This is a genomic window from Lactococcus sp. S-13 (genome assembly GCF_004210295.1).
In the GTDB taxonomy this organism is placed as follows: domain Bacteria; phylum Bacillota; class Bacilli; order Lactobacillales; family Streptococcaceae; genus Lactococcus.
In genome coordinates this window covers 468,843-480,861 of the sequence record NZ_SDAK01000001.1, presented here as the reverse complement: position 1 = coordinate 480,861, position 12,019 = coordinate 468,843, and the positions used below count along the sequence as shown (strand labels likewise).

Genomic DNA, 12,019 nt, shown 5'->3' with positions numbered 1-12,019 from the left:
TTTATTCTAAACCTCCCAGAATGTATGTTATAATAATCATTGAGTTAATATTTATTGAAAGAGAAGTATTTAATAATGGACATTATAACTACTAAAAATGAAATATCTGATTTTTGGAAGAATAATCTATTTTTTTATTTTATTATATTTTTGCTTGCTGCTGGGGTTACTTTCCCATTCTATAGTGGAAATTTTCATGTGGGGAATGATTTTGCTTTTAACTATGCTAGAGTTATGTCAACTCTTAGCTCGTTAAAAGATGGCCAGATTATTGCTCAGTTTGATCCGCATGCACTGAATGGTTTTGGTTATGCTTGGAACGAATTTTACGGGCCCTTACCCACTTACTTGATTTCTTTTTTGAAATTTTTAGTTCGAGGCTGGCCCCTCGCTTTTGCCTTATTTACAAGTTCAGTTGTTTTTTTATCAGGGATTTTGATTTATCATTTCACAAATTTCATATTACGAGACTTTGAGTATCCAAAAGTTTATGGTCTTTTAGCTGCTCTTATTTTTATTTTTTCAAACTCCACTTATATTAACTTGTATTATTATTATGCGAATCCGAGCCAACCACTGGTAATTTTGTTTGCCTTATTGCTCTTATTTGGAATTACTAAACTATTTGAAAAAAGAGATTTCACTGCCTTTGCGATGATTAGTTTTGGTGTAGCGGGATTACCTCTCTCGCATACGGTGACAACAATTTGCTTAATTCCATTTGTGTTTTTATATAGCATACTTTTGTTAATAAGAAAACATCAGCTTCGAGAAAATTTAAAAATCACTTTAATTGGTTTTGGAGCTGTTATAGCTGCAATAGGTCTTTCAGCTTTCTTCCTCTTCCCTATGTTGGAGAATCTAACTTCTGGAATTTATAATGTATCTAATCGGGATTTTTCTCATGCTTTCGGCTGGAATAATATTGGTTATTTTGTTGGTGATTGGAATAGTTTGTTTAAAAAGGAATTTCTTTACTATAATTTTCCTTCTTTAGTTTCTGTAAGTTTGGTTTTGATTACTTTTATCACTTCTCTAATCAATTTTAAGAAAAAGCAAGCTCAGTATAGTTTGATATTCTCATTTTTTGCTTTGACTATCGTTGCTATGCAGGTTCCCATCTTCCCTTGGAGACTGTTTTCGTTTTTTGCACTTATTCAAGGTCCATCCCGATTTTCAACATTGTTTGGGATTTTTAGCGCACTTGCATTGAGCACCATCCTACCGGTAGTATTAAAAGTAGTACCTAAGAAAACAGTACTAATTTTATCAGTGATTCTGTTAAGTGTGAGCTCTCTTTTTCTTTTCAATGAATTCAGCGAACGTGTAAAAAAAGGCTCTGGTTTACTCTTCTCTGGTGCTCAGACAGCATTGAATAATTCTGGATTCAGATACGAAGATAATCCAGACTCTATTGCAATTGGGGAGTATTTACCTCAGAGTATCGGAACTCATTATCAGTCCTACGATAAAACAATTCAGCAATTTTATAAGGATCAGAATGCTTATGGAATGCGCAATCAAGCAGTAAATTATCTCAACCAACGAGGAGGGGAACCAAAGGCTCTTTCTCCGAAAATAACGCTATCCGAGTTTCATAAAAAGGGGTCACATATAACGCTTAAGGTTAGCACAGAGTCGAAAGCAAAGGTCGAGCTACCAGAAATTTACTATAAAGGGTTTAAAGCATATATAAAAACCTCTAACAAAAAAGTACAACTTAATACAGAGCTGTCACCAAATGGTCTTCTCGCGGTAGAGGTACCAGGTAAATTTTCAGGAAAAATTTATTCTTACTTCGGAATGAGTCCTGCAACAATCTGGGGAAGTGTGGTTTCTTTATTAACTTTTGTGATAATAGCTGTTGCTCTAATAGTAAGGATCTACAAAAAATTCTTTTCTGATTTAAAAATTAAATGAAGTAAAGAGAAATAGCGAAGTCTAAAACTTCGCTATTTTTGATACAATTGTTTCTATGATTGAAGAAAATTTTTATAAAGAACTTGTTGAAATTCGGCATTATCTCCATGCCCATCCAGAAATATCAGAACAAGAGGTAGAAACGACAAATTTTATCCGTCAAAAATTATCCGACTGGCAAATTGAAATAATGGAGAGCCAATTAAAAACGGGGCTTATTGCTAAGATTGGTTCAGGAGAACCGGTCATTGCTCTAAGAGCTGACATTGATGCTCTGCCTATTTTAGAAGAGACGGGTCTAGAATTTTCATCTGAAAATAAAGGAGCCATGCACGCTTGTGGTCACGATTTACATATGACTAGCCTCTTAGGGGCAGCTAAAATCTTAAAAGAAGGAGAGAGTAGACTCAAGGGAACAGTAAAACTCATATTTCAACCTGCCGAAGAAATTGGTGAAGGTGCTAAACAAATCCTAGGATCAGGCTTAGTTTCAGATGTCCAAGCCTTTGTTGGCTATCATAATATGCCCACTCTACCCGCAGGAGTAATCGGTTTACGAGAAGGAGGGGTCATGGCAGCAGTTGAACGTTTTAAAGTTTTAATAAAAGGTCAAGGGAGTCATGCCGCTTACCCTCAAGAAGGGCGGGACCCTATTTTAGCTAGTGCCGCGATTATCCAAAATCTTCAACAAATTGTTTCCAGAAATATTTCACCTCTAAAATCTGCTGTCGTATCAATCACCCATATTGAAGCGGGGACGACTTGGAATGTCTTACCAAATGATGCTTGTTTGGAGGGGACGATAAGAACTTTTGATAACGAAGTGCGTTCTTTAACTAAAAGAAGATTTAGTGAAATTATTGATTCTATCGCAAAAGCATATGATGTTGAGGTAGAAATTGATTGGTTGATGGAAGCAAATCTCACGTTTAATGATTTTGAATTAACAGATTTAATCAGAAAGCGAACTGAGCAATGGCATGATCAAGTCATCTATCCAGAACCATCAAGTGCTGGGGAAGATTTTGCTAATTATCAAAAACAAGCACCGAGTATCTTTGCTTTTATTGGTTCCAATAAATCGGGCGCGTCAGGACTTCATTTTGCTGACATGACGGTTCGAGATGAGGTAATACGAGTGGCTGTTGAATACTACGTGCAATCTGTGCAAGAGTTACTTGAGTATATTAAATAAGACTAATCTTTGTTAGTTTTATTTTTTTTTTTTTTTTGAACTTTTTTGAAAGAAAATGGAAGTTAGTGGTTGATTTTGGAATATAAAGATGTTATAATGATTTTTGTAAACGAATTCAGGAGAAGGAAATGTTAGCAAACGAAAGAAAGAAACGGATTGTTGATCATCTAAAAATAAATAGAAGAGCAACAATAGAGGAACTTCTTACCCTCATGGATTGCTCTATATCAACACTTAGACGTGATTTAAACGAATTAGAAAATGAAAAATGTCTTAGAAGAGTGCATGGAGGTGCCGAACTTACACAAGACCTATCAGAAGAATTAAGTATCTCTGAAAAAACGTTCAAAAACATTCAAGAAAAAGAAAAAATCGCCCAAAAAGCTTTGAGTAAGATTCAAGATGGAGATATTATCTTTTTGGATGCAGGAACAACGACAGCAGTTTTAGCAGAGCTTATTAATCAATCGGAACTATATTTGACAATTGTTACCAACTCAGTGACACATTTATCGAAGCTGACAAATGATCGATTGATTGTCTATCTTTTGGGGGGACGAGTTAAAAAAGTAACGGATGCAATCATTGGGAGTCAGGCTTTAGAACAGCTTTCTGCTTACCAATTTAATGTTGCCTTTGTTGGAGCGAACGGCTTTGATGAGCAACATGGAGCGATGACGCCAGACCATGAAGAAGCGGCTATTAAAGGATTGGCAGTCAAGCAAAGTCAAAGCGCCTACATTCTAGCTGATTCTTCAAAATTGGGACAAATGAGTTTTGTGAAATTTGCTAATTCTGAAGAAGTTGAATTAATTACCGAGAATAATTAGAGTTTGTTTTTAAATGAATAGAGTGAAAAAATTTTCACTAAAGTTAGTATTTGTAAACCTACGTCTTAAATAAAGGAGAATTATGATTTATACAGTAACACTCAACCCAGCACTTGACTACTTCATGAATTATGAAGAGTTAGCACTTGGTGAGGTTAATCGAACAGGAAAAACACAGATTTCAGCAGGTGGTAAAGGAATTATGGAAAGCCGCATGCTTAGTCTTATAGGTGCCAAAAGCAAAGCATTAGGCTTTGTAGGTGGATTTTCTGGTCAATATATTAAAGATTTCTTAAATGAGAATCAGATTGATGCAGATTTTACAGAAATAGAAGATTTAACAAGAATTAATGTCAAGCTGAAAAGTCAGGAAAGTGAAACAAGTCTTGATGCGGCTGGACCAAAACTGAAAGAAAGCGAAATCAATCATTTTCTTGAAAAATTTGATCATTTGAAAGAGGATGATATCGTTGTCTTTGCAGGTACAATCCCTAAAACTCTTGGAGAAGATTTCTATGAACGCTTGATTGCTAAAGTCCAAAAGCAAAAAGCAACTTTTGTTATGGATGTTGATGGTCAAAAATTACTTGATTCGCTTCCTGCTCATCCCCTCCTTATTAAACCAAACCGAGAAGAACTAGAAGCAATCTTTGAAACAAGCTTCAAAAATAATGAGCAAATCATTCCTTATGGTCAAAAACTTTTAGAAATGGGTGCTCAAAATGTTATCGTATCAATGGCTGGTGATGGAGCACTCCTCTTTACAAATGAGAAAGTTTATTTTGCTCAAGGAATTAAAGGAGAGTTAAAAAATTCTATTGGTGCTGGTGATTCGACCGTCGCAGGATTTTTAGCTGAATATAGCCAGTCTAAAGATCCACTCTTAGCATTTAGACAAGCAATTGCTTGTGGAACTTCAAAGGCATTCTCAGATGATATGCCAAGCCGAGCATTTTTGGAAGAAATTTATAAAAAAGTTAATATTTCAGAGGTGAAATGATGGAAATAAAAGATTTACTTAAAACAGAGGTTATGATTCTTGACCTCCAAGCAACTAGCAAAGAAGCCGTTATTGATGAAATGGTCAATAAATTAGTTTCTGAAGGTTATGTTAATGATTTCGCAACTTTTAAAGCAGGAATTATGGCACGTGAGGCACAGACTTCAACTGGACTTGGTGATGGAATTGCAATGCCTCACAGTAAAAATACAGCGGTCAATGAACCTGTCGTTCTTTTTGCAAAATCAAAAATTGGTGTTGATTACGCCGCATTAGATGGACAGCCTGTCAATCTTTTCTTCATGATCGCAGCACCAGACGGCGCTAATGATACTCACTTAGAAGCTTTGGCACAACTTTCCACTTATCTTCTTAAAGACGGTTTTCAAGATCGTTTGAGAAAAGTTGAATACCCGCGTGAAGTCATTCAGCTCTTTTCTGAGAAACAAGAAGAAGTTAAAGTAGTGGAAAATGCTGAGCATTATATCGTTGCTGTAACTGCTTGTACAACGGGGATTGCTCATACATATATGGCTGAAGAAGCGCTTAAGAAAAAAGCACTTGAAATGGGTGTAGGCATCAAAGTTGAAACCAATGGTGCGCGTGGAATTGATAACAAATTGACTTCAGCTGATATTCAAAAAGCAGATGCGGTTATCGTGGCTGCAGATAAAAAAGTTGAAATGAATCGTTTTGCTGGTAAAGAAATGGTTCAAGTTCCGGTTGCTCATGCCATTCGAGATACTGAAGAATTAATTAATCGTGCACTTTCAGGTAAAGTACCAATCTATGAAGCAGACGGAACAGACGAAGTAAAAGAAGAATCATCTGGTGGTTTAGGAAAAGCATTCTATAAGCACTTAATGGGTGGGGTTTCTGCAATGCTTCCATTCGTTGTTGGTGGTGGGATACTTATTGCTCTTGCTTTCTTGATTGACCAAGCAATGGGAGTTCCTCAAAGTCAATTAGCTAATCTAGGAGTTTATCATCCTCTGGCTGCTTACTTTAAAAATATCGGTGGTGCAGCTTTTGCCTTCATGTTACCTGTTTTAGCTGGTTTCATTGCAAACTCCATTGCTGATAAACCTGGTTTGGTTGCTGGCTTTGTCGCTGGTTCTATGGCATCTTCTGGTCTTGCATTTGGCCATTTAGATCCTGCTAAAATGATCCCATCTGGTTTCTTAGGAGCCCTAGTGGGTGGTTTTCTTGCCGGTGGTGTGATTATCCTTTTACGTAAAGCTTTTGCAAAACTTCCTCGTTCACTTGATGGAATTAAAGCTATCTTGATTTATCCATTAGTTGGGACATTCATCACAGGTTTCCTCATGCTCTTTGTCAATATTCCAATGGCTGCAATTAACACTGGACTTTCTAACTTCTTGTCAAGTTTATCTGGGGCATCTGCCTTGGTTCTTGGTTTAGTTGTCGGGGGAATGATGGCTATTGACCTTGGTGGTCCAATCAATAAAGCTGCTTATATCTTTGCAACAGGCACATTAGCAGCTACTGTATCAACTGGTGGTTCTGTAACAATGGCGGCTGTCATGGCTGGTGGGATGGTTCCACCGCTCGCAACAACTGTTGCAGTACTGTTGTTCAAAAATAAATTTACCAAAGAAGAACGTAATGCGGGTCTGACAAATATTGTCATGGGGCTTTCGTTCATTACTGAGGGATCAATTCCATTCGGAGCAGCTGATCCAGCACGCGCTATTCCATCGTTTATGATTGGTGCAGCAGTAGCCGGTGGTTTGACCGGTATGGCCAATATCAAATTGATGGCACCACATGGAGGAGTCTTCGTACTTGCTTTGACAAATAATCCGTTGCTCTATCTGGTCTTCATCTTGATTGGGGCGGTTATTTCAGGAGTACTCTTTGGAGTTTTGAAAAAAGCAAAATGAAACAAAGTTCTAAAAAGCGGTTTTAAACCGCTTTTTTTGTTTTTAGCCAGTTTTATTGACAGAAATCAATTTATTCTTTCAAATTTTTCGATATACTAGGGGCATAAAAATGAGGAGGTTTTGAGATGATTTTTCAAAAATGGTTATACAAAAATGCTAACAGGTTGATGGCACTATCGGGGCTGATGATTGTCCTTGGCTATGTGGGAAAGTATGGTTTCAAAAATGATTGGGCTTGGAATATTTCGATGTTGCTTGCGTCCATTTTAGGGGGAGTACCGATCGCGATCCATGCTTATCAAGCGTTGAGGTATAAACAAATTTCAATTGATTTGTTAGTGACGATTGCGGTGCTTGGGGCAATTTTTATAGGAGAATATGAAGAGTCGGCAATTGTGACGTTCTTATTTACTTTTGGTTCTTACCTTGAAAAGCGTACACTTGAAAAAACACGTTCTTCTATCAAAACGCTGACGCAAATGGCGCCAGCAACGGCCCTTTTTGCTGACGGAAAGGAAGTAACTATTGATGAGGTAAATGTGGGTAATCAACTGTTAGTTAGAACGGGAAGTCAGGTGCCAGTTGATGGTGTAATTTATGAGGGGACAGGGCTTGTCAATGAAGCTTCAATCACGGGGGAAGCGCGAGAAATCAGAAAAAGTGCGGGGGATAAAGTTTTTGCGGGGAGTTTTTTGGCAAATGGGAGCATCTATGTCATCGCAGAAAAAATTGGCGAAGATACGATTTTTGGCAAAATTATTGAGTTGGTTGAGCAGGCACAAGATATGAAATCTTCTGCCGAAAAATTTATTGATCGCTTTGCCAAATTTTATACACCAGCTGTACTTTTGCTTGCGATTGTTGTTTGGTTATGGAGTCAAAATTTGGCACTTGCGATTACGATTTTAGTGTTGGGTTGCCCAGGTGCACTGGTGATTGGCGCGCCAGTATCTAATGTTGCTGGGATTGGTAATGGGGCAAAAAATGGGGTTTTAATCAAGGGTGGGGAGGTCATACACACTTTTAGTCGGGTGGACACCTTGCTTTTTGACAAAACGGGGACACTGACAAAAGGGACGACGCAAGTTGTTGAGGTTAAAACGTTCGGGGAAGTCTCAGAGAATTTACTGACGAAAATAGCAACAGTGGAAGGGCAATCTAATCATCCATTGGCCCATGCTATTGTCAAATTTATTGCGAGGGATGAAAGGGTTGAAATGGGTCAAACTGACGTCATTAAAGGGCAAGGAATTATTGCTGACGAAATCCTGATTGGCAATGAAAAATTACTGACGGAACGAGAAATTTTACTGACGGAATCGCAAAAATCACTTTTGAAAGTAATGCAAGAAAAAGGAAGTTCAACGGTGCTAGTGGCTCAAGCAGGTCAACTGAAAATCATTTACGGAATTGCTGACGAAATTCGTCCAGGGGTAAAAGAGGCACTGACGCAACTTCGACGTAAGGGAATGCAAAAAACAATTATGCTGACGGGGGATAATGAAGCGAGTGCTAAAGCTGTCGCTAGTCAGCTCGGCATTGATGAAGTCCATGCCAATCTACTGCCAGAAGACAAGGCAAAAATTGTTGAAAAACTCAAAAAATTGGGACATAAGCTGGCCTTTGTTGGTGACGGCATCAATGACAGTCCGTCTATCGCTCTCGCCGATATTGGGATTGCAATGGGCTCAGGTACTGATGTGGCAATTGAAACATCTGATATTGTTTTGATGAAATCGAGCTTTGATGAGCTTGTTGATGCGTATACTCTGGCCAAAAGTACCGTGCGAAATATGACTCAAAATATTGCTCTGGCTATTGCAGTCGTCATTTTTCTTCTGACGGGATTGATTTTAGGCGGGACGGGACTTGTCCCAAGTTTTGTCAATATGGGAACGGGAATGTTTGTTCACGAAGCGTCAATTTTAGTGGTTATTTTAAATGGGATGCGTTTGATTTCTTATAAGGCAAAATCTTGATTCAAATCAATTTTTTGTCAAGGCCAAAGTTGTAAAATAAAAATAGAGAAAAAGAAAGAAGGAAATTGAGATGTCTAAAGTAACCATGAAACTCGATGATTTGAGTTGCCCCTCCTGCATGGCAAAAATTGAGGGAGCTATGACTGCAACAAAAGGAGTAAGCTCAGCTAAAGTCTTATTTAACGCCTCAAAAGTCAAAGTTGAATTTGATGAGAAGCTTGTAGCAGCTGACGAGTTGGTGCGTAAAGTTGAAAAATTGGGCTACTTTGTACAAAACTCAAAAGTTAATAATAACTAAGAAAGAAGTGAAAAAAATGGTTGAATTAAGTATTGATGAGAAATATGCACTAGAAGTTGAAAAATCAGAAAGAGATCATCACAAACCCACAGCTGCGGCCATGTTAGGACACGTTCTAGCCAATATTTTTTATGAAAAAATACGGTTAAAACAGGCTGGGCAATATGCTAAAAAAGCAAGTTACTGTGCTGAATTTCGTAAAATTGCACTCAAAGAAGACGGCTGGTTTGATGAAATTTCTGATGCTCTACTTAATGAGAATGAGCTAGTTCCAACAACACTTGATGAATTTGTCACTTATCATAAATTCATTGAAACAGATCCAAAGGCAAAGTATTGGTCAGATGAAGCGCTTCTTGAAAGTTTTATTAGAGATTTTCAAAGTCAAAATCTCTTCATCACGCGAGCAATTAAGTTAGCACAAAAAGAAGAAAAATATGCCTTAGAAGTTGTAATTCGGGAACTTTACGGCTATAATTTAGCTATCATTCGATACTTTGCAGGCGAACTTGGAAAAACGGTTGCGGAGTTTATGGAGGAAGAAGATGACGACTAAGCAGCTAAGCAGCCACCATTGCATTACACTGGTGCCACTTTTTTCAGAATTGACAGCCGATGAACTGGCGCAAGTGGAGAAAATTGTTCAACATCAAAAGGTTAAAAAAGGAGAAGTGGTCATTCAGCCAGAGGCAGAGCCGGTTCTTACCATTGTGGCTCGAGGAAGTTTGAAAATTTATCAAATTTCGTCAACGGGCAAAGAGCAGCTTCTACGAGTGGTTGAGTCTGGCGGCTATGAGGGAGAAAATGCGATATTTGGTGCTGTAAATGCCAACTTGTTTGGCGAAGCACTGTCTGACAGTACGATTTGTTTTGTTAGAAAGTCTGACTTTACACAACTTTTATTGAGCAGGCCTGAGCTAGCTTTGCGCCTTCTTGAAATGAATGCTATAAAACAAAGCAAGACTGAGCAACAGGCAAAATTTCTAATGATGGAATCCATAGAGATGCGTCTGGCTAATTATCTCTTGGATTTAGCGAAAGTTTCTGAAGAACCATACCTACAGATTCCAATGTCTCTGAAGGATTTAGCTGCTTTTATTGGCACAACGCCTGAAACAATCAGTCGAAAACTCCGAATATTTGAAGATGAAGGATTAGTTGAGCATTATGGAAAATCGTTCAAGATTTTAGATGCAGAACGGCTGCAAGGGGACTATGCTTGAGTGAATTACTCGCATTAGTTTAAGAAAAAATACTGATGGTTTGAGACAATCAGTATTTTTTGAATAAAGGTCAATATAAGGCTGGAAACTAGAAATGATGTGTTTTTTGAATTTAATTTTTTTGTAAACTTTTGAAAGTGTGTGAGAGGATTGTCAACAAAAGGGGCTAATTTTTGCTATAATATAGGAAATAGACTGGGGAATAGGGGAGAACGTGATGGATGTTATTGCACTTTTGGAATTAGCGCTTTTTTTACTCAATGTGGGTTTATCTTTTGTGATTATTTTTAGAGAAAGAAAGTCAACGGCGGCGACTTGGTCTTGGCTTTTTGTTGTGAATGTGATTCCATTTTTGGGTTTTATCTTGTATTTGTTGATTGGTCGAGGAATTTCACATTATCGTATTTTTAAAGATCGCAAACGTTTCCAGATTGGTTTTGAAAAGCAGTTGGAACACGCGCAAAAGGCGTTTTCTGATGGTATTTTTATTCAAAAAATGCGAAAGAATCATGTGATTGGTCAGTTGATTAATATGCTTTATGTTGAAGAAAAATCAATCATTTCAACGAATACGGGAATTAAGATTTTTAATGATGGACGTGAGAAGTTTGATGCGTTGATTGAGGACATCAATCAGGCCAAACATCATGTGCATATGGAATATTATATTTTTCGGATGGATCATCTGGGCCAAGAAATTTATGAAGCTTTGCTTGCTGCGCGTGAACGGGGCGTGGAAGTGAAACTTTTGATTGATGCTTGGGGTTCTAATAAGACGAAAATGAAAGAATTTAAAGAGTTGGAGGACTTGGGTGGTCATGTGGCACAATTTTTCCCTTTGATTTTACCGCTGATTAACCCTCGTACCAATTATCGCTTGCACCGTAAAATTGTGGTTATTGATGGTGTGATTGGCTATACAGGTGGATTTAATGTTGGGGATGAATATGCTTCGGTGACGAAAAAATTTGGATATTGGCGAGATAATCATTTACGTTTAACGGGTGATATTGTGTATTCTTTACAGCATCGGTTTATTTTGGATTGGAATAGTCAACACCGTTTTGAAATCACGAGAGGGGAGCCTTATTTTCCTGATTCAATCACGGCAGGAACGGCGGCGACTCAGTTAGTCACTTCGGGGCCAGATGAGGATAAGGAGCAGATTAAGCTGGCTTATATGAAGATGGTTTCTGGGGCGGAGCGAGAGATTGTTATTCAAACGCCTTACTATATTCCATCAGATGCCTTGCATGAGTCCATTAAATTAGCGCTTTTGTCAGGGGTTCAGGTCAAAATGCTCATTCCTAATAAGCCGGATCATCCGTTGGTTTATTGGGCGACTTATTTTCATGCGGCGGAGTTGGTGAAGTATGGTGCAAAGGTCTATACTTATGAAAATGGTTTTGTACATTCTAAGACATTGATTGTGGATGGAGAATATGCTTCGGTCGGTTCTGCCAACTTAGATTATCGGAGTTTACAGCTTTGCTTTGAAGCAAATGTGATTATTTATGATTATGATATTGCTCAAAAACTTCGCAATGACTTTATGAAGGATTTGAAATTGAGCAAAGCATTGACTTTGGATCGCTATGATCAGCGCAAAAGATGGATTCGTTTTAAAGAGGGCTTGGCACGCTTGATTGCACCAATGCTTTAGGCTTATT

10 protein-coding genes are annotated in these 12,019 nt (G+C 38.0%); all 10 read left to right on the top strand.

Features of this window, described 5'->3' with window-relative positions; all coding sequences use genetic code 11:
* Positions 1-75 precede the first annotated feature (75 nt).
* The 10 genes from EQJ87_RS02350 to cls all read left to right on the top strand — a co-directional run bounded on the left by EQJ87_RS02350 (position 76) and on the right by cls (position 12,012).
* The gene (locus tag EQJ87_RS02350) at positions 76-1,920 is read left to right on the top strand and encodes a glycosyltransferase family protein (RefSeq protein ID WP_130123171.1); all 1,845 of its coding nucleotides are present in this window, start codon (positions 76-78) and stop codon (positions 1,918-1,920) included.
* A gap of 55 nt (positions 1,921-1,975) precedes the next feature.
* Positions 1,976-3,115, top strand: coding sequence for an amidohydrolase (locus tag EQJ87_RS02345; RefSeq protein ID WP_130123170.1), 1,140 nt, complete (start codon positions 1,976-1,978; stop codon positions 3,113-3,115).
* Positions 3,116-3,243: 128 nt separating this feature from the next.
* On the top strand, positions 3,244-3,945 hold the full coding sequence (locus EQJ87_RS02340; RefSeq protein WP_130123169.1) for a DeoR/GlpR family DNA-binding transcription regulator: 702 nt from the start codon (positions 3,244-3,246) through the stop codon (positions 3,943-3,945).
* Between the two features lie 82 nt (positions 3,946-4,027).
* The gene (pfkB, locus tag EQJ87_RS02335; protein WP_130123168.1) at positions 4,028-4,945 is read left to right on the top strand and encodes a 1-phosphofructokinase; all 918 of its coding nucleotides are present in this window, start codon (positions 4,028-4,030) and stop codon (positions 4,943-4,945) included.
* Positions 4,945-6,849, top strand: a complete 1,905-nt coding sequence (locus tag EQJ87_RS02330) for a PTS fructose transporter subunit IIABC (protein ID WP_130124565.1) — start codon at positions 4,945-4,947, stop codon at positions 6,847-6,849. The genes pfkB and EQJ87_RS02330 overlap by 1 nt, the downstream gene beginning before the upstream one ends.
* 125 nt (positions 6,850-6,974) lie before the next feature.
* On the top strand, positions 6,975-8,828 hold the full coding sequence (locus EQJ87_RS02325; protein ID WP_130123167.1) for a heavy metal translocating P-type ATPase: 1,854 nt from the start codon (positions 6,975-6,977) through the stop codon (positions 8,826-8,828).
* A gap of 70 nt (positions 8,829-8,898) precedes the next feature.
* Entirely contained in the window at positions 8,899-9,126 is a 228-nt protein-coding gene (locus tag EQJ87_RS02320; RefSeq protein WP_130123166.1) for a heavy-metal-associated domain-containing protein, read from the top strand.
* A gap of 16 nt (positions 9,127-9,142) precedes the next feature.
* Positions 9,143-9,682 (top strand): DNA-binding protein, encoded by a 540-nt coding sequence (locus tag EQJ87_RS02315; RefSeq protein WP_130123165.1) that lies wholly within the window; start codon positions 9,143-9,145, stop codon positions 9,680-9,682.
* Complete coding sequence (locus tag EQJ87_RS02310) at positions 9,672-10,349, top strand: Crp/Fnr family transcriptional regulator (RefSeq protein ID WP_130123164.1); 678 nt, start codon at positions 9,672-9,674, stop codon at positions 10,347-10,349. Before EQJ87_RS02315 ends, EQJ87_RS02310 begins: the two co-directional genes overlap by 11 nt.
* 217 nt (positions 10,350-10,566) lie before the next feature.
* The gene (gene cls, locus EQJ87_RS02305) at positions 10,567-12,012 is read left to right on the top strand and encodes a cardiolipin synthase (RefSeq protein WP_130123163.1); all 1,446 of its coding nucleotides are present in this window, start codon (positions 10,567-10,569) and stop codon (positions 12,010-12,012) included.
* Positions 12,013-12,019 lie beyond the last annotated feature (7 nt).

Bases quoted from the DNA above. Each gene is read 5' to 3' on its own strand.
- EQJ87_RS02350 (WP_130123171.1), top strand. From the start codon at position 76: ATGGACATTATAACTACTAAAAATGAAATATCTGATTTTTGGAAGAAT.
- EQJ87_RS02345 (WP_130123170.1), top strand. From the start codon at position 1,976: ATGATTGAAGAAAATTTTTATAAAGAACTTGTTGAAATTCGGCATTAT.
- EQJ87_RS02340 (WP_130123169.1), top strand. From the start codon at position 3,244: ATGTTAGCAAACGAAAGAAAGAAACGGATTGTTGATCATCTAAAAATA.
- pfkB (WP_130123168.1), top strand. From the start codon at position 4,028: ATGATTTATACAGTAACACTCAACCCAGCACTTGACTACTTCATGAAT.
- EQJ87_RS02330 (WP_130124565.1), top strand. From the start codon at position 4,945: ATGGAAATAAAAGATTTACTTAAAACAGAGGTTATGATTCTTGACCTC.
- EQJ87_RS02325 (WP_130123167.1), top strand. From the start codon at position 6,975: ATGATTTTTCAAAAATGGTTATACAAAAATGCTAACAGGTTGATGGCA.
- EQJ87_RS02320 (WP_130123166.1), top strand. From the start codon at position 8,899: ATGTCTAAAGTAACCATGAAACTCGATGATTTGAGTTGCCCCTCCTGC.
- EQJ87_RS02315 (WP_130123165.1), top strand. From the start codon at position 9,143: ATGGTTGAATTAAGTATTGATGAGAAATATGCACTAGAAGTTGAAAAA.
- EQJ87_RS02310 (WP_130123164.1), top strand. From the start codon at position 9,672: ATGACGACTAAGCAGCTAAGCAGCCACCATTGCATTACACTGGTGCCA.
- cls (WP_130123163.1), top strand. From the start codon at position 10,567: ATGGATGTTATTGCACTTTTGGAATTAGCGCTTTTTTTACTCAATGTG.